This is a genomic window from Aeromonas sp. INTO2, assembly GCF_049860605.1.
GTDB classification, from domain to species: Bacteria; Pseudomonadota; Gammaproteobacteria; order Enterobacterales; family Aeromonadaceae; genus Aeromonas; species Aeromonas caviae.
The window spans coordinates 3,154,203-3,171,017 of sequence record NZ_CP187588.1 but is presented as its reverse complement, the minus strand read 5'-3'; the positions used below and the strand labels follow the sequence as shown (position 1 = coordinate 3,171,017).

Genomic DNA, 16,815 nt, shown 5'->3' with positions numbered 1-16,815 from the left:
CCCGGCAGTTGCCGGGCGTTTTTTATGGGCGAGGCGCAGCACATGGCCGGGCCGGGGGATCAGATGCCGGAGCCGTCGCTCTCGCCACCTTCCTCATGCAGGCCGCACTCGCGCTTGAGGCCGAAGAAGCGGGTCTGCTCCTCGCTCATGCCGGGCTCCCACTTGGCGGTGGTGTGCACGTCGCCGACCGAGAGGTAACCCTGCTCCCACAGCGGGTGGTAGGGGAGGTCGAACTCCTTGAAGTAGTAGAAGACGTCCTTGTTGCTCCAGTCGATCACCGGCAGGAACTTGAAGCGACCGCGCTGGATGGCCAGCACCGGCAGCTTGCCCCGGCTGCCGGACTGCTCACGGCGCAGGCCCGAGAACCAGGTGCGGGCACCCAGCTCGTTCAGGGCGCGGTCCATGGGCTCCACCTTGTTGAGCTGGTTGTAGCGGGTGATCCCCTCCACCCCCTGCTCCCACAGGAGGCCGAAGCGGGCCTCCTGCCAGGCCGGGCTGAGTTCGGCCCGGTAGATCTTGAGGTTGAGCGCGAGACGCTCGGTCAGCTCGTCGATGAAACGGTAGGTCTCGGGGAAGAGGTAACCGGTGTCGGTCAGCACCACGGGCACGTCGGCCCGCTCGCGGCTCACCAGGTGCAGCATGAGCGCCGCCTGGATGCCGAAACTCGACGACAGCACATGCTCCCCCGGCAGGTTGGCCAGGGCCCAGCGCACCCGCTCGGGGGCGCTCATGGCGTCCAGCTCCCGGTTGAGGGGGGCCAGCGCCTCGACCTGCTCCTCCCGGCTCAGGGCCAGCAGGGCGTCGAGGTCGAGCCGGCCGTCGGCGGTGCGCGCAAGCCGGGCTGTATCAGTCTGTTCAGGCTGCATAGAAGTCCCTCGCGGAGTCGATAACCGGGGCGATGATCCCGGCGCGAATGACAAAATCGCCGAAGCACTCGTCCGGGTTGCGATCCTTGGCCCAGCGGCCGATCAGGGCGTCCAGTTCGGCCAGGATCTGCGGCTCGGTGATGTTCTCAAGATGCAGGCGCGGGATGCGGGTCCCCTCAAGGTTGCCCCCCAGGTGCAGGTTGTAGCGACCCGGCGCCTTGCCCACCAGACCCACTTCCGCCAGCATGGCGCGGCCGCAGCCGTTGGGGCAGCCGGTGACCCGGAAGATGATGGCGTCATCCGCCAGGCCGTGCTTGGCCAGCAGCCCCTCGATGTCGGTGACGAAGGCAGGCAGCATGCGCTCGGCCTCGGCCATTGCCAGGGGGCAGGTGGGCAGGGCCACACAGGCCATGGACTGCTTGCGCTGCTCGCTCACGCCGTCATCCAGCAGACCGTACTGGCGCGCCAGCGCCTCAATGCGTGCCTTCTCGCCGGCAGGCACGCCCGCGATGATGAGGTTCTGGTTGGCGGTGAGGCGGAAGTCCCCCTGATGCACCTTGGCGATCTCCAGCATGCCGGTCTTGAGGGGCTTGCCCGGGAAGTCCAGCAGGCGGCCGTTCTCGATAAACAGGGTCAGGTGGTGCTTGCCGTCGATCCCCTCCACCCAGCCGAAGCGATCGCCACGGCTGGTGAATTCATAGGGGTGAACCGGCCCGAACTGGATGCCGGCGCGGTTCTCCACCTCGGCCTTGAAGGCCTCGACCCCCACCCGTTCAAGGGTGTACTTGGTCTTGGCGTTCTTGCGGTTGACCCGGTTGCCCCAGTCGCGCTGGGTGCTGACCACGGCGGCCGCCACCTCCAGCACGTGGGAGAGAGGAATGAAGCCAAAGTCGCTCGCCTTGCGCGGATAGGTGGTGGTGTCGCCGTGGGTCATGGCCAGACCGCCCCCCACCAGGACGTTGAAGCCCACCAGCTTGCCGTGATCGGCAATGGCGACGAAGTTGAGATCGTTGGCGTGGATGTCCACATCGTTGTGGGGCGGGATCACCACGGTTGTCTTGAATTTGCGCGGCAGGTAGTTGGAGCCCAGGATCGGCTCCTCGTCACCCCCCAGCTTCTCGCCATCCAGCCAGATCTCCACGTAGGCGCGGGTCTTGGGCAGCAGGTGCTCGGAGATCTTCTTGGCCCACTCGTAGGCCTCCTGGTGCAACTCGGACTCTACCGGGTTGCTGGTGCAGAGCACGTTGCGGTTCACGTCCCCCGCGGTAGCGATGGAGTCGATACCTGTGCTGTTGAGGGTCTGGTGCATCAGCTTGATGTCGCGCTTCAGTACCCCGTGGAACTGGAAGGTCTGGCGGGTGGTCAGGCGGATGCTGCCGTACATGCTGTGTTCTTCGGCGAACTTGTCGATCACCTGCCACTGGGCCGGGGTGATGATGCCGCCGGGCAGGCGGGCGCGCAGCATGACGTTGTGCAGGGGCTCCAGCTTCTGGGCGGCGCGCTCCGGGCGGATGTCGCGGTCATCCTGCTGATACATGCCGTGGAAGCGGATCAGCTGGAAGTTGTCGCCGTTGAAGCCGCCGGTGAGCGGGTCCTGCAGATCTTCGGTGATGGTGCCGCGCAGGAAGTTGCTCTCGCGCTTGAGGCGTTCGTTGTCAGCCAGCGGCCCTTCGACCGGTCCCGGAATAAGTTGTTTGCTCATCAATAGACATCCCTTTGATAACGTTTGGCACGACGCAATTCGCTCAGATACTCTTCTGCTTCCTCACGGCTCTTGTGGCCGTGTTCCGCAATCACTTCCAGCAGGGCTTCCTGCACATCCTTCGCCATGTGGTTGGCGTCGCCACACACATAGAAGTGAGCGCCTGCTTCCAGCCACTGGTAGAGCTCAAGCCCTGCCTCGCGCAGACGGTCCTGCACATAAATCTTGTTGGCCTGATCCCGGCTGAAGGCCAGGGAGATCTTGGACAGCAGGCCCGATTTCACATAACGCTGCCACTCCACCTGATAGAGGAAGTCCTGGGTGAAGTGGGGGTTGCCGAAGAAGAGCCAGTTCTTGCCCTCTGCCCCCTGTGCTTCCCGTTCCTGCAGGAAGGCGCGGAACGGAGCAATGCCGGTGCCCGGGCCCACCATGATGACGGGGGTATCGGGATTGGCGGGCAGACGGAAGTTGTCGTTGTGCTCCACGAACACCCGGACCTCGGCATCTTCCGGCAGACGGTCCGCCAGATAGGAGGAGGCGCCGCCGCTTCGCACTGTGCCATCTTCTTGGCGGTAGCGCACCACGCCGACGGTCAGGTGCACCTCTTCTTCCACCTCGCTCTGGGCGGAGGCGATGGAGTAGAGGCGGGGGGTGAGGGGGCGCAGCAGTGCGATCAGTTGATCGGCACTCAAGGAAGCCGGGAAGCGTTTCAGTACGTCCACCACCTGGGCGCTGGTCACCAGGGCGTTGACCTGGGCCTTGTCACCGGCCAGATCTTTGAGCGCCGCGTTGTCCGTGATCTCGGCGAGGCCAGTGATCAGGCCCCCGTGCAGCCGGGTCAGCTCGTAGTGACGGGTCAGCGCCTCGCGCAGGCTGCCATGAGGGGTAGCCTCGTCACCGGTCAGACCGGCCAGGACCAGCACTTCCCCCACGAGATCGGCGTCGTTGTCGAACCAGATGCCGAGCGCATCCCCCGGTTGATAGGTGATGCCGGACTCTTCCAGGTTGATCTCGATGTGACGGATGTCCTTGGTGGAGTCGCGGCCGGTGATCTTCTGGTTCACCGAGAGTCTGGCCGGGAAGGGGTTCTCCTTGTTGTACTGGCTGTGGCCGACGGCGGCCTGCACCGAGCCCGCCACGCTGGCAGTCGCGGCGCCGGCAGAGAGGGTGGCGGCGACCGCCGCAACGGCCTGCTCGCCCCAGGTCTTGGCGGCATCCTGATAATCCACATCGAGGCTAGCTAGCTCATGGATTCGCTCGGCCCCCGCTTTGGCGAGGAAACCATCGAAATCCTTGCCGGTCTGGCAGAAGAACTCATAGGAGCTGTCACCCAGCCCCAGCACGGCAAACTTGAGCCCTTCCAGCTTGCCGACCTTGCCCTTTTTGAGCTGCTCGAACAGATCGACGGCGCTCTCGGGGGGCTCCCCCTCCCCGTAAGTGCTCACTACCACCAGCAGGTGGCTCTCTTTCTTGAGCTGCTTGGGTTTGTAGTCCGCCATGGAGGTGAGGGTCACCGGCAGGCCGCGGGCCTCGGCCTGGGCCTTGATGGCGCTGGCCACGCCCTTGGCATTCCCGGTCTGGGAGCCGTAGAGAATGGTCAGGCTGCCGCCGGGAGCCGCGGCTTCTGCGCCTGCGCTCGCCACGGGCTGGACGCCCGCCTGGGAGAGGCCGTAGAGATAACCGCTGACCCAGGCCAGTTGCTGGGTATTGAGGGTGGTGAGAACTTGGTTGAGCTGGCGCTGCTGTTCGTCAGAGAGCGGGCTCAGGATGGGGGCTGTCAATGGCATCACACATGTCTTCCATGGTCTGATTTTTGGTCAGGGTAAGGGGTGTAATGAATAACAACAAAGAATAAAAATATCTTCTTTATGCGATTTATGAATTTATAAAGCCAAAATCCATCTCAGCCCCGGTGCGCCCGTGATATAAAAATGGCCTTGCCGAGCCCCCTGTCCCGGTGAGCTCTCATGCCCCAAGGAGCAACCATGTCCCGTCTCTATCATGTCAACGCCTTCAGCCATCACCCCTTCGGAGGCAACCCCGCCGTGGTGGTGCTGGGGGAAGCGCGGCCCGACGCCGAGCTGCAGGTCATGGCAGCGGAGTTCAACCTCTCTGAGAGCGCCTTTCTGACCCAACTGGGAGAGGGGCATTACGGGTTGCGCTGGTTCACCCCGCAAGTGGAGGTGGACTTGTGCGGCCATGGCACCCTGGCGGCGGCCCATGTGCTGTGGCAGACGGGGGAGGTGTCAGGGGAGCTCCCCATCCGCTTCGCGACCCGCAGCGGTGAGTTGCTGGCCCGGCGGGAAGGGGAGTGGATCTGGCTCGATTTTCCGCGCATTGCCCTGGCGCCCCTCGAGCTGGTCCCTGCCTATGGGGCGGCTCTTGGCTGCCAGCCGCTGCGCACACTGGCGGCTGGCGCCAAGTTCCTGCTTGAGCTCGGTAGCGAGGAAGAGGTTCGCGCGCTCACCCCCGATTTTCACGCCCTGCGGGCGCTGCCGGGCCGGGGGATCATGGTGACGGCGCCGTCGAGAGATCAGGATCATGACTTCGTCTCCCGCTACTTCGCCCCCTGGGTTGGGGTGGACGAGGATCCGGTGACCGGCTCCAACCACTGCGCCCTGGTGCCCTTCTGGGCCGAGCGGCTCGGCAAACGGCAATTGCGGGCCCGCCAGATCTCGGCCCGGGGTGGGGATCTCAGGCTGGAACTGCAGGAGGGGCGGGTGCTGATGGCGGGCCGGGCACTGACCCTGTGGCAGGGGGAGTGGCTGCTGCCGCCGGCCTGATAAGCGGCAAGTTGGTGGCGTATTGAAGGTTCGCCACCGGTTGTGTCCGTCATAAAAAACGCCCCGCAATTGCGGGGCGTTTTGATTGCCATGGACGGCAGCGTTTTGCTGCGGCCCTGTTTCTGCGGCGCTTACTTTTGTGGACGCAAGGCCGGGAACAGGATGACGTCGCGGATGGTGTGGCTGTTGGTGAACAGCATCACCAGACGGTCGATACCGATACCCTGACCGGCGGTCGGCGGCAGACCGTGCTCCAGCGCGGTGACGAAGTCGGCGTCGTAGAACATGGCTTCGTCGTCCCCTGCGGCTTTCTGGTCAACCTGGGCCTGGAAGCGCTCGGCCTGATCTTCCGCATCGTTCAGCTCGGAGAAGCCGTTGGCCAGCTCGCGGCCGCCGATGAAGAATTCGAAGCGGTCGGTGACGTCCGGGTTCTGGTCGTTGCGGCGGGCCAGCGGGGAGACGGCGGCCGGGTACTCGGTGATGAAGGTCGGTTGCAGCAGCATGTGTTCAACGGTCTCTTCGAAGATCGCGGTGATCACGTGCCCCAGTTCCCAGCTCTTCATCAGCTCGATCTTCAGACCCTTGGCGACGGCGGTGGCCTTCTCAAGAGTGGCCAGATCGTCACGGGTCACACCCGGGTTGTACTTCAGGATGGAGTCGACCATGGAGAGGCGCTGGAACGGCTGACCGAAATCGATGGTCAGGCCCTCTTCGCCCTCTTTGGCGTAACGGATCCTGGTATCGCCCAGGATGTCCTGTGCCAAGGTGCGCAGCATCTCTTCGGTGAGATCCATCAGATCGATGTAATCGGCGTAGGCCATATAGAACTCGAGCATGGTGAACTCGGGGTTATGGCGAACGGAGATGCCTTCGTTGCGGAAGTTGCGGTTGATTTCGTAGACACGTTCGAAACCACCGACCACCAGACGCTTCAGGTAGAGTTCCGGAGCGATACGCAGGTACATGTCGATGTCCAGCGCATTGTGGTGGGTGATGAAGGGACGTGCGGAAGCGCCACCCGGGATGACTTGCATCATGGGGGTTTCCACTTCCATGAAGCGCTTGTCGTTCAGGAACTTGCGAATGCCAGCCACCACCTTGGTGCGGGTCACGAAGGTCTTGCGGGACTCTTCGTTGGCGATCAGGTCCAGGTAACGCTGGCGGCAGCGGGCTTCCTGGTCGGTCAGACCCTTGTGCTTCTCGGGCAGCGGGCGCAGGGCCTTGGTCAGCAGGCGGATGGTGGAGACGTGTACGGAGAGCTCACCGGCGTTGGTGCGGAACAGGGTGCCCTCGACACCGACGATGTCACCCAGATCCCACTTCTTGAACTGCTCGTTGTAGAAGCCTTCCGGCAGGTCGTCACGAGTCACGTAGATCTGGATCTTGCCAGCCATGTCCTGCAGGGTCGCGAAAGACGCCTTGCCCATGATCCGGCGGGTCATGATGCGACCGGCAATCTTCACCTGTTTACCCAGGGCGACCAGCTCGTCATTGCTCTTGTCGCCGAATTCGGCGTGCAGATCGCCGGAGAGGCTGTCACGACGGAAATCGTTGGGGAAGGGGTTGCCCTGGGCGCGCAAGGCGGCCAGCTTGGAGCGACGCTCAAGCATCTCGTTGTTCAGTTCGAGAGTCTGGTCGACTTCCGGGGTGGTGGTTTGTTCAGACATGGTGATTCCTGCTGCTCTGTTTACAGGCCTGATTTCAGGCTGGCTTCGATAAACTTGTCCAAGTCGCCGTCGAGTACCGATTGGGTATTGCGGGTTTCGACGCCGGTGCGCAGATCCTTGATACGGGAATCATCCAGTACGTAGGAGCGGATCTGGCTGCCCCAGCCGATGTCGGACTTGGTCTCTTCGAGGGCTTGCTTCTCAGCGTTCTGCTTTTGAATTTCCAGCTCGTAGAGCTTGGCCTTCAACTGCTTCATACACTGATCTTTGTTCTTGTGCTGGGAACGGTCGTTCTGGCACTGCACCACCACGCCGGTCGGCACGTGGGTGATACGCACCGCGGACTCGGTCCGGTTGACGTGCTGACCACCGGCACCGGAGGCGCGGTAGACGTCGATGCGAAGATCAGCCGGGTTGATCTCGATCTCGATGTCATCATCGATCTCGGGGTAGACGAACACGGAGCAGAACGAGGTGTGGCGACGGCCGCCGGAATCGAACGGCGACTTGCGTACCAGACGGTGCACGCCGGTCTCGGTGCGCAGCCAGCCGAAGGCATACTCGCCGGTGAACTTGATGGTGGCGGACTTGATGCCGGCCACGTCGCCCTCGGAGCATTCGATGAGCTCGGGCTTGTAGCCGTGGGCATCGCCCCAGCGCAGGTACATGCGCAGCACCATGTTGGCCCAGTCCTGGGCCTCGGTGCCACCGGAACCGGACTGGATGTCGATGTAGCAGTCGGAACCGTCGTGCTGACCGGAGAACATGCGACGGAACTCGAGATCCACCAGCTTGGCCTCCAGCTCGTCCGCTTCGACAACGGCTTCGTTGAAGGTCTCTTCGTCTTCGCCTTCGACGGCCAGGCTGACCAGCATCTCGACGTCATCGACGCCCTGGGTCAGGGTATCGATGGTGCTGACGACGTTCTCCAGGGAGACGCGCTCCTTGCCCAGCGCCTGTGCGCGCTCGGGTTCGTTCCAGACATCCGGCTGTTCCAGCTCGGCATTGACCTCTTCTAGACGCTCTTTCTTGGCGTCATAGTCAAAGGTACCCCCTAAGCAGCTCGGTCCTCTCAGACAGCTCCTTAAGCTTGTTTAATACAGGATTGACTTCAAACATCGTGAAAACTCTCGGGGTCGATGTGATTTAAAAACGGGATATTCTAGCCAATTGCAGAAGGAATAAACAGGGTTGGCTGGCCCCGCTCTTTTTCCTGCTCCAATTTTCCGCAGCATTTTTAAAATTTCCGCGTAAAATATCGTCACTCACGCCATTCTCCGCTTCAGTTTTGCGCGGATTGGCCGCTAACAACACACAGTGCCACGCACTCCCGATTGATCCTGTTCCCGACCCCCACAAGAAGAAAACACGATGAAAAACCTATCACTCAAGCAGAAGATACTGTTGTCTGTGGTCATCGCCTTGTCACTGGTGATCCTGCTGCTCTCCTGGCAGAGCTACACCAGCCAGAAGTCCATGCTGCTGCAAGGCAGTCAGGAACAGGTGCAGCGCCTTGGCAGCCAGCAGGCCGCCAGCGTCAGCGACTGGCTCGCGGCCCGTCGTGACGTCATCCAGGCCCTTGGCAACAAGGCCGGTGCCGAGCCCCTCAACGCCCTGCAACAGGCCCAGGTGTCCGGCCGTTTCCAGCTCACCTATTTCGGTGAGGGCAGTGGCAAGATGAACGACTCCGACCCCTCCATCAACCGCGACGGTTACGATCCCCGCTCCCGTGGCTGGTATCAGGAAGCCATGGCCAAGGGCGGCATGATCGTCACCAAACCCTACCTCGACGTGGCCTACAACATTCTGGTGGTGACCCTGGCCCAGCCTGCCCAGGGCGGCGTGGTGGGGGGGGATCTCTCCATTGCCTCCCTGGTGGATGACATCACCAAGATGAAGCTGCCTGCGGACGGCTTCGCCATCCTGATGCACAAGGATGGCACCGTCATCGCCTACAAGGATGCGGCCAAGGCGATGAAGCCGGCCAGCGAGATCGACAACGATCTGACCAATGCCCTGATCGAGCAGAGCAAGGCGAGCAACAGCCTGGTGCCTGCTTTCTTCGACAACGAGGGGCGTGACAAGCTGCTGTGGGCGACGGACATTCCGGACACCGACTGGGAGCTGGTGCTGGTACTGGACAAGAGCACTCTGGAGGCGCCGCTCTCCTCCCTGCTGATGACCCAGCTCGGCCTGGCCCTGCTGGTGCTGGTGGGCAGCATCCTCGCCATCTCCTGGCTGGTCAGCCTGCTGCTCGGCCCCCTCACCAAGGTGTCCCAGGCTCTGGCCCGCATCGCTGACGGTAACGGCGATCTGACCCAGCGCATCAAGATCGACGCCAATGACGAAGTGGGCCAGCTCGCCGGCAGCTTCAACCGCTTCGTGGGCAGCCAGCATCAGCTCATCGCCAACATCCGTCAGCTTGCCAACGAGCTGAACGCCGATGCCGAACGCAGTCTGGTGACCAACCAGGCCGCGGTGGAAGAGCTGCAACGCCAGCAACAGGAGGTGACCATGGTCGCCACCGCCGTCACCGAGATGGCGAGTGCCACCATGGAGATCGCCGGCAACGCCGAGAACACCGCTGCCGCCGCCCAGCAATCCGCCCAGAGCAGTGAACAGGGCAAGATCCTGGTGAACCAGACTCGCCAGTCCATCAACAACCTGGCCGAGGAAGTGGGGCAGGCGACCGGCGTCATCGGCGAGCTGAGCCGCCACGCCCAGGCCATCTCCGGCATCCTCTCCACCATCCAGGGCATCGCCGAGCAGACCAACCTGCTGGCGCTGAACGCGGCCATTGAAGCGGCCCGTGCCGGCGAACAGGGTCGCGGTTTCGCCGTGGTGGCGGACGAGGTGCGGGTGCTGTCGCGCCGTACCCAGGATTCCACCCAGGAGATCCAGTCCACCATCGAAACCCTGCAACAGACCACGGCCCGCGCGGTGAGCCTGATGCAGACCAGCCAGGGGCTGGCGGACAACAGCGTGAAGGATGCCGACGCAGCCGCTGCGGCCCTGGAGGAGATCACCCAGGCCGTCAGCCTCATCTCCGACATGGCGGGTCAGATCGCCACCGCCGCCGAGGAGCAGACCCAGGTGACCGGTGAAATAACCCAGAACACCACCGCCATCAAGGATGTGAGCGACGAGATCACCGCTTCCGCCATGCGCGACCTGGATCAGGCGCACAACCTCAAGGGGCGTGCCACCAACCTGAACCAGCAGGTGTCGACCTTTATTTTGTAAGGAAGGTCAGGCCACAATTTGAACCAGCAGGTATCGACCATCCTTCTGTAAGTTCTGGCACGCGGTGATCAAGGCCGCCATGATAAAGCCCCGCACTCTGCCGAGTGCGGGGCTTTTTGTTTAGGTATTTCCCAGCGGGCACCCATGAAGGATGGGATTCAGTGCTGCTGGCGAGCAGAAATGACAGAGCCCACCGCAAGGTGGGCTCTGTCATACGGGGCCTGCGTCCGGGATCACAGGAAGGGCAGGGCCAGGAACAGCTTTATCACCACGGCGTTGATGATGTCGATGAAGAAGGCACCGACCATGGGCACCACCAGGAAGGCCAGGTGGGAGGGGCCAAAGCGCTGGGTGATGGCCTGCATGTTGGCAATGGCAGTGGGGGTGGCGCCGAGGCCGAAGCCGCAGTGACCCGCCGCCAGCACGGCCGCATCATAGTTGCGCCCCATGACCCGGAAGGTGACGAAGATGGCGTAGAGCGCCATGGCCACCGTCTGCACGGCCAGCAGGATGAAGATGGGCAGGGCCAGGCTTGCCAGCTCCCACAACCTGAGGCTCATCAGCGCCATGGCGAGGAAGAGCGACAGGCTGACGTTGCCGAGCAGGGAGACCTCGCGGTCGCTCACTTCGTGCCAGTTGAGCAGGGTGAGCAGGTTGCGCAGCAGCACGCCGACAAAGAGCACGCAGACGAAGATCGGCAATTCGAAGACGCCGCCCTTGAGGTAGAGGGCCAGCATTTCGCCCCCTTTCAGGCTGATGGCGATGAGTGCCAGGGTCTCGATCAGGCTGAAGGTGGTGAGCGGGCGCTCCATGTCCGGCATCTCGAAGCCCTGGGGGGTGCCGTCACGGTTGTGCTCCTCACCGGGCACCTGCACTTTCTTCACCAGATAACGGGCCACCGGGCCGCCGATGAGGCCCCCCAGCACCAGGCCGAAGGTGGCACAGGCAATCGCCAGCTCGGCGGCGGATTGCACGCCGTATTTCTCGGTGAAGATGGAGCCCCAGGCCGCCCCGGTGCCGTGGCCGCCGGAGAGGGTGATGGAGCCGGCCAGCAGCCCCATGTGGGGATCCAGCCCCAGCAGGGTGGCCAGACCCACCCCCAGGGTGTTCTGCACCAGCAGCAGGCCGGTGACCACCAGCAGGAAGGTGGCCACCGCCTTGCCGCCGCGCTTGAGGCTGCCCAGATCGGCGGAGAGGCCGATGGAGGCGAAGAAGGTCAGCATCAGGGCCGTCTGCAGGCTGGTATCAAATTGCAGTTCGATCTGCAGGGTGGAACGCAGCACCAGCAGCACCAGGGCAACCACCAGGCCACCGGCCACGGGTTTGGGGATGTTGAAAGTGCGCAGGGGTCCTATCTTGTTGACCAGCAGGCGGCCAAGCAGCAGCACCAGGGTCGCGGCGACCAGGGTGGCGTAGGCATCAAGTTGTAGCATTCAGTGCTCCCATGTTGATCGGCTGTGTCTTTGGCGAGAAAGACTCACGGATCCAGCCGGGATGAAACAGAGTGGCGAACGCGCCAGTGACAGAGGGGCCGCAGCCCCGTCCCTCTGCAAAAGAGGGGGTCGACACGAGCCCGTGTTCGTCGGGCGTCCAGATGAGATTTGTGAAAAATCCGCCGGATACTAGCAAAAAACACCAAGTACATCCACATATGTCACATTAATGATTAAAACATGGTGTTAACATGGCATTTAAAACTGCCTTGCCGAGTGTGCTCCGGATCGCAACAATGCTGCTGCGGCTGTCATTTGCAGCGGCACTCTTTATAATTCGCCCGGTTCCGCCCCCACGGGAGGACACAGACCCTCAAGAGGTCTGCTGATGACCGATATTGAGCCCGCCCGCACCATCTGAAGGACGGGGGCTGTATCGGTTGAGCCCTGTTTGATTTGCCGGTTTCCAGTCCAGAGAGAGGAGAGGGTGTGAAGAAGTCCATCTACATTGCCTACACAGGCGGCACCATAGGGATGCAGCGTTCCGACCACGGTTATGTACCGATGGCGGGCTTCATGGAGGACTGTCTGGCACGGATGCCCGAGTTCCATCGACCGGAAATGCCCGATTACCATATCCACGAATATGCCCCCCTCATCGACTCTTCCGACATGACGCCGGCAGACTGGCAGCGCATCGCCGAGGATATCAAGGGCAACTACGACAAGTACGACGGTTTCGTCATTCTGCACGGCACCGACACCATGTCGTTCACCGCGTCTGCGCTCTCCTTCATGCTCGAAGATCTGCACAAGCCGGTCATCATCACCGGCTCCCAGATCCCCCTGGCCGAGCTGCGCTCGGACGGTCAGCAGAACCTGCTCAACGCCCTCTATATCGCGGCCAACTACCCGATCCACGAGGTGACGCTCTTCTTCAACAATCAGCTCTATCGCGGCAACCGCAGCAAGAAGGTGCATGCCGACGGCTTCCACGCCTTCGACTCGCCCAACTACCCGCCCCTGCTCAATGCCGGTATCGCCATCTCCCTGGAGGCAGGTGAGCTGGGCGTGCCGTGCGATCGCCCCCTGGTGCTGCACGACATCACCCCCCAGCCCATCGGGGTGGTGACCCTCTACCCGGGGATATCGGCGGAGGTGATAGCGAACATCCTGCAACAGCCGGTGCGTGCGCTGATCCTGCTCTCCTTCGGGGTGGGCAATGCGCCCCAGAACCCGGCCATGCTGGCGCTGCTCTCCGAGGCATCTGCCCGGGGCGTCATCATCGTCAACCTGAGCCAGTGCCTGCACGGCAAGGTCAACATGGGGGGCTATGCCACCGGCAACGCCCTCTCCCGTGCGGGAGTCATCTCGGGCTTTGACATGACCGCCGAGGCGGCGCTCACCAAGCTGCACTTCCTGCTGAGCCAGGATCTGCCGGCGCCGCGTATCCGCGAGCTGATGCAGCAGTCTCTGCGGGGTGAACTGACCCCCTGACTTTCCCTCCCACCCTAACCCTCTCCCAGCGGGAGAGGGGATAGATCGAGGTGGCGAGGTTTGCCATGAAGATCGCCGGCAGGTGGCCCGCTGACTGCTCGCAGGTGCGTGCCAGTTCCCTTCTCCCCTGGTGGGAGAAGGGCCGGGGATGAGGGGGATGAGTCATCCTGCATAGAGAGGAAAAAAAGAGGGGAGCCATAATGGCTCCCCTCTTTCGTTTCGTTACCGCGATAGGTGACGTGCGGCCTGCCTCAGTGGCTAAGGTCGACCCGCACTATCTCTTCCTCGTCGCGATACTGGCGCTTGAGCTCGCTCTTGCTCTTCATCACGATCTCGCCGTCACGGCCGATGTTCATGTGCTCGGGGTTCTCAAGGTGCATCGCCTGCCAGGCCATCACGGCCTGCAGGGAAGTGGCCTTCTGCTCCTCTGTGAGGGGCTTGCCATCCGGCCATTTGCCGAGCTCGACCGCAGTCTTGAGCCGCTCGTACACCTCTTTGGGCATCTGCGCTATCGCTTGTTGAAACGTCACTTGCTGAGACGACATCCGGCCTCTCCTTGAAAATTGAGCCATGAACACGGGTTCAGGCGGGCAGATCCTGTCGGACTATACCGGTAGATCCTGGCGGACTACGCCAGCCATCTGCTCCATCACCCGTACTACCTGACAACTGTACCCGAACTCGTTGTCATACCACACGTAGAGCACGCAGTGATCCCCCTCGGCGATGGTGGCCTGGGAGTCGACGATGCCCGCAAAACGGGAGCCCACCATGTCGGAGGAGACCAGCTCGGTGCTGGCACTGAAGTCGATCTGGCGATGCAGGGCCGAGCTCAGTGCCATCTGCTGCAGATAGGCGTTGAGGCTCTCCCGATCGGTGGTCTGTTCCAGCGAGAGGTTGATGATGGCCAGGGACACGTTGGGTGTGGGCACCCGGATGGCGTTGCCGGTCAACTTGCCCTTGAGCTCCGGCAGCGCCTTGGCCACCGCCTTGGCGGCGCCGGTGCTGGTCATCACCATGTTGAGGGCTGCGCTGCGACCGCGGCGCTCGCCCTTGTGATAGTTGTCGATGAGGTTCTGATCGTTGGTATAGGAGTGGACCGTCTCCACGTGGCCGTGGCGGATGCCGTACTTGTCCTGCATCACCTTGAGCACCGGGGTGATGGCGTTGGTGGTGCAGGAGGCGGCGGAGACTATCTTGTCATCCGGGCCTATCACCTCGTGGTTGACCCCGAACACCACGTTCTTCATCTCCCCCTTGCCGGGGGCGGTCAGCAGCACCCGGGCGGCGCCGCGGGCCTTGAGGTGCTCGGACAGCCCCGCCTCGTCACGCCAGACGCCGGTGTTGTCAACGATCAGCGCATTGTCGATGCCGTAGGCGGTGTAGTCGATGTCGGCCGGGCTGTTCGCATAGATCACCTGGATGAAGGTGCCGTTGGCGATGATGGCACTGCGTTCTGCATCCACCTCGATGGAGCCGTTGAAGGGGCCGTGCACCGAATCGCGGCGCAACAGGCTGGCACGCTTCTCCAGATCCCCGTCACTACCGCCGCGCACCACGATGGCGCGCAGGCGCAGGGAGTTGGCGGCGCCGGTGCGCTCGATGAGCAGACGGGCCAGCAGGCGGCCAATGCGGCCGAAGCCGTAGAGCACCACGTCGGTCGGGGCGGGCACGGCACTGCGGTTCAGGGCCGGTGCCAGCTTGGCACGCAGATAGTCCTCGATGCTGGCTTCATCCTGGTGATCCTGCCAGTAGCCCACGGCCAGTTTGCCGAGATCGACTTCGGCGGCGGTGGGGTTCAGGGCCAGGATGGCTTGCAGCAGGGGAAAGCTCTGTTGGATAGGGAGGGGGGCTCCCTGGTGGCGGCGAACGACCCGGTGGGCCTTGAGGATATCGATGGTGGAGGCGTTTTGCAGCGGGCGTCCGTAGAGGGTGATCTCTATCCCTTGCTGTCGGTAGAGGCGACCTATCAAGGGTTGCATGGCTTCGGCGAGCTCCTGGCTCTCCTGCCACGCCTGCAAGTAGTGCTCGTGGGTCATTAACCAGATCCTTTTATTTCACGTTGTTGAAGCAAGTTGCCTGGGCAAATTGAAATTCGTCGAAGGCAGATCAGTGTAGGGCTGATGGTTTCGTTATATTATTCTGCAATCGCGGCCTTATACGGCGCGCGCATTGTAATGGATATGTAGCCTGTTTGCTAGTTGGCGGTGGCCGGTGCGGGTTGCGATTGTTATCAACCAGATGTGAACCATGACCCTATTCTCACAGCGTCCGTTACTGCTTTCCCTCGCTTGTTGCCTGACGTTGACGGCCTGCGACGACGACAGGATCCACAACATCTGCTCCCAATATCCCGCCCTGTGCGCGGACCTGGTGGACGACGGCTGGTGTCGCTATGAGCGCAGCGACGTCATTCGCGGTCGTTACTATCTCCAGGAAGAGGGGACGGACAGGCGCAAGTACGATCTGATGCGCGGCCTGGAGCGTTATCTGCAGTGCGCCGAGCACTCCACCAATATCGAGTACAAGCGTGCCAGGGAGCAGAAGAGCCCCAGAGTGGAAGGGATGCTGGCCGCCGGCCGTCAACTGGAGCAACTGGACGCACAGACCCGGGGTTCCCAGGATCCCTACCTGCTGCTCTGGCACTGGACCAACAACACCAGTCCCGAGGCCCGCGCCAGCTTCCTCGCGCAGGAGGGGACGCCGAGCCTCGAGGAGCCCGAGCTGCAACTGGCGCTCGGCGGCATCTATGCCAAAAACGAGCCCGAGAAGGCCATCAGGCTGATGCACCATGCGCTCTCCCTCTATCGGGAGGGGGACAAGGTCAACAGCCGGATCCTCACCGCCCTCAGCACCCTCTACATGGGGCAGAAGCGATTTGATCAGGCCTATCTGTGGGGCAAGGTGAGCGAGTCATTCCAGGAGAGCCCCGAGGTCTCCGCCACCCGGCTCGGCATTTACCATGCCATCGGCAAGGAGGAGCAGGAGACGCTGGACGACCAGGCGGCCACCATCGTCGATGCACTCAGGCAGGGGAGCTACCGCACACCATGAATCCGACCCTGTCAGAAGCCCGGGAGTGGGCCCATCCCTTCGATATCCGTCTCGTGCACGGCCAGATCCGCGGCGAGGACAGGGTGCTTGAACGGGCCACGGTGAGGGCCGTGGTGATGCGTGGTGATCGACTGCTGCTGGTGCACTCCCGCGTCAACGGGGATCTCATGTTCCCCGGGGGCGGCATCGAGCACGGGGAGGCGCACGATGCGGCCCTGGCCCGGGAGCTGCGGGAAGAGTGTGGCGCCGAGCTGGTGGCCGTGGGCCCCCTGCTGGGAGAGACCCGGGAGTATCGTGCCGCGCGCGAGCCGGATTACGATGCCTACTGCATCCGATCGTCCTATTACCTCTGCCGGGTCGGGGAGGACTGGAGTGCACCGCGCCCCCAGCCCTACGAGATCCGGCTCGGCTTTACGCCGGGCTGGTTCCCCCTGGCCGAGGCACTGCAGACCAACAAGACCCAGCTGGCGGGTCCCTGTCCCCAGTGGACGGCGCGAGAGACCCGGGTGCTGGCAGAGTTGCACCGCTGGCAAGCGTCCGGCTTGCTGACCTGACAAGGCCGCTTGCCCC

The 16,815-nt window shown here is 62.8% G+C and carries 13 protein-coding genes; 5 read left to right on the top strand and 8 right to left on the bottom strand.

From position 1 onward, the window contains the following. Window positions 1-59: 59 nt before the first annotated feature. The 3 genes from ACPW74_RS14925 to ACPW74_RS14915 are packed head-to-tail and all read right to left on the bottom strand — an operon-like array spanning window position 60 to window position 4,355. Window positions 60-866: a phosphoadenylyl-sulfate reductase gene (locus ACPW74_RS14925; RefSeq protein WP_202015322.1), complete on the bottom strand. Its 807-nt coding sequence runs from the start codon at window positions 864-866 to the stop codon at window positions 60-62. Further along, window positions 856-2,568: an assimilatory sulfite reductase (NADPH) hemoprotein subunit gene (gene cysI / locus ACPW74_RS14920; protein ID WP_223924722.1), complete on the bottom strand. Its 1,713-nt coding sequence runs from the start codon at window positions 2,566-2,568 to the stop codon at window positions 856-858. Before cysI ends, ACPW74_RS14925 begins: the two co-directional genes overlap by 11 nt. Further along, the gene (locus tag ACPW74_RS14915; protein WP_223924729.1) at window positions 2,568-4,355 is read right to left on the bottom strand and encodes an assimilatory sulfite reductase (NADPH) flavoprotein subunit; all 1,788 of its coding nucleotides are present in this window, start codon (window positions 4,353-4,355) and stop codon (window positions 2,568-2,570) included. Before ACPW74_RS14915 ends, cysI begins: the two co-directional genes overlap by 1 nt. 198 nt (window positions 4,356-4,553) lie before the next feature. Between ACPW74_RS14915 and ACPW74_RS14910 the strand changes: the two genes are divergently transcribed. Further along, window positions 4,554-5,351, top strand: a complete 798-nt coding sequence (locus ACPW74_RS14910; RefSeq protein ID WP_223924721.1) for a PhzF family phenazine biosynthesis protein — start codon at window positions 4,554-4,556, stop codon at window positions 5,349-5,351. A gap of 131 nt (window positions 5,352-5,482) precedes the next feature. Here ACPW74_RS14910 and lysS read toward each other — a convergent pair whose 3' ends face one another. Both lysS and prfB read right to left on the bottom strand, forming a co-directional pair. Further along, on the bottom strand, window positions 5,483-7,018 hold the full coding sequence (gene lysS / locus ACPW74_RS14905; protein ID WP_010675428.1) for a lysine--tRNA ligase: 1,536 nt from the start codon (window positions 7,016-7,018) through the stop codon (window positions 5,483-5,485). 20 nt (window positions 7,019-7,038) lie between these two features. After that, window positions 7,039-8,137, bottom strand: a protein-coding gene (gene prfB / locus ACPW74_RS14900; RefSeq protein WP_102948437.1) for a peptide chain release factor 2 whose coding sequence is annotated in 2 segments (ribosomal slippage) — window positions 7,039-8,061 and window positions 8,063-8,137 — 1,098 coding nt in all. Because the reading frame shifts where the segments join, the coding sequence is not laid out codon by codon here. A 252-nt stretch (window positions 8,138-8,389) separates the two neighbouring features. Here prfB and ACPW74_RS14895 point away from each other — a divergent pair. Next, entirely contained in the window at window positions 8,390-10,261 is a 1,872-nt protein-coding gene (locus ACPW74_RS14895) for a methyl-accepting chemotaxis protein (protein WP_041215693.1), read from the top strand. A gap of 233 nt (window positions 10,262-10,494) precedes the next feature. On the opposite strand, the gene gltS is transcribed toward ACPW74_RS14895, so the two are convergent. Then, on the bottom strand, window positions 10,495-11,694 hold the full coding sequence (gene gltS, locus ACPW74_RS14890) for a sodium/glutamate symporter (RefSeq protein WP_223924720.1): 1,200 nt from the start codon (window positions 11,692-11,694) through the stop codon (window positions 10,495-10,497). Window positions 11,695-12,183: 489 nt separating this feature from the next. On the opposite strand from gltS, the gene ansA reads away from it, so the two are divergent. Then, window positions 12,184-13,191, top strand: a complete 1,008-nt coding sequence (gene ansA, locus ACPW74_RS14885; protein ID WP_010675424.1) for an asparaginase — start codon at window positions 12,184-12,186, stop codon at window positions 13,189-13,191. 251 nt (window positions 13,192-13,442) lie between these two features. Here ansA and ACPW74_RS14880 read toward each other — a convergent pair whose 3' ends face one another. Both ACPW74_RS14880 and ACPW74_RS14875 read right to left on the bottom strand, forming a co-directional pair. Further along, on the bottom strand, window positions 13,443-13,736 hold the full coding sequence (locus ACPW74_RS14880; protein WP_010675423.1) for a YeaC family protein: 294 nt from the start codon (window positions 13,734-13,736) through the stop codon (window positions 13,443-13,445). Window positions 13,737-13,796: 60 nt separating this feature from the next. Continuing rightward, the gene (locus ACPW74_RS14875; protein ID WP_223924719.1) at window positions 13,797-15,230 is read right to left on the bottom strand and encodes a glyceraldehyde-3-phosphate dehydrogenase; all 1,434 of its coding nucleotides are present in this window, start codon (window positions 15,228-15,230) and stop codon (window positions 13,797-13,799) included. 211 nt (window positions 15,231-15,441) lie between these two features. Between ACPW74_RS14875 and ACPW74_RS14870 the strand changes: the two genes are divergently transcribed. Further along, the gene (locus tag ACPW74_RS14870; RefSeq protein WP_223924718.1) at window positions 15,442-16,245 is read left to right on the top strand and encodes a DUF2989 domain-containing protein; all 804 of its coding nucleotides are present in this window, start codon (window positions 15,442-15,444) and stop codon (window positions 16,243-16,245) included. Further along, window positions 16,242-16,799: an NUDIX domain-containing protein gene (locus ACPW74_RS14865; RefSeq protein ID WP_048207040.1), complete on the top strand. Its 558-nt coding sequence runs from the start codon at window positions 16,242-16,244 to the stop codon at window positions 16,797-16,799. The genes ACPW74_RS14870 and ACPW74_RS14865 overlap by 4 nt, the downstream gene beginning before the upstream one ends. Window positions 16,800-16,815: the final 16 nt, after the last annotated feature.

What these genes read in the sequence shown, in the direction of transcription:
- ACPW74_RS14925 (WP_202015322.1), bottom strand. Translation starts at nt 866, where the DNA reads ATGCAGCCTGAACAGACTGATACAGCCCGGCTTGCGCGCACCGCCGAC.
- cysI (WP_223924722.1), bottom strand. Translation starts at nt 2,568, where the DNA reads ATGAGCAAACAACTTATTCCGGGACCGGTCGAAGGGCCGCTGGCTGAC.
- ACPW74_RS14915 (WP_223924729.1), bottom strand. Translation starts at nt 4,355, where the DNA reads ATGCCATTGACAGCCCCCATCCTGAGCCCGCTCTCTGACGAACAGCAG.
- ACPW74_RS14910 (WP_223924721.1), top strand. Translation starts at nt 4,554, where the DNA reads ATGTCCCGTCTCTATCATGTCAACGCCTTCAGCCATCACCCCTTCGGA.
- lysS (WP_010675428.1), bottom strand. Translation starts at nt 7,018, where the DNA reads ATGTCTGAACAAACCACCACCCCGGAAGTCGACCAGACTCTCGAACTG.
- ACPW74_RS14895 (WP_041215693.1), top strand. Translation starts at nt 8,390, where the DNA reads ATGAAAAACCTATCACTCAAGCAGAAGATACTGTTGTCTGTGGTCATC.
- gltS (WP_223924720.1), bottom strand. Translation starts at nt 11,694, where the DNA reads ATGCTACAACTTGATGCCTACGCCACCCTGGTCGCCGCGACCCTGGTG.
- ACPW74_RS14880 (WP_010675423.1), bottom strand. Translation starts at nt 13,736, where the DNA reads ATGTCGTCTCAGCAAGTGACGTTTCAACAAGCGATAGCGCAGATGCCC.
- ACPW74_RS14875 (WP_223924719.1), bottom strand. Translation starts at nt 15,230, where the DNA reads ATGACCCACGAGCACTACTTGCAGGCGTGGCAGGAGAGCCAGGAGCTC.
- ACPW74_RS14870 (WP_223924718.1), top strand. Translation starts at nt 15,442, where the DNA reads ATGACCCTATTCTCACAGCGTCCGTTACTGCTTTCCCTCGCTTGTTGC.
- ACPW74_RS14865 (WP_048207040.1), top strand. Translation starts at nt 16,242, where the DNA reads ATGAATCCGACCCTGTCAGAAGCCCGGGAGTGGGCCCATCCCTTCGAT.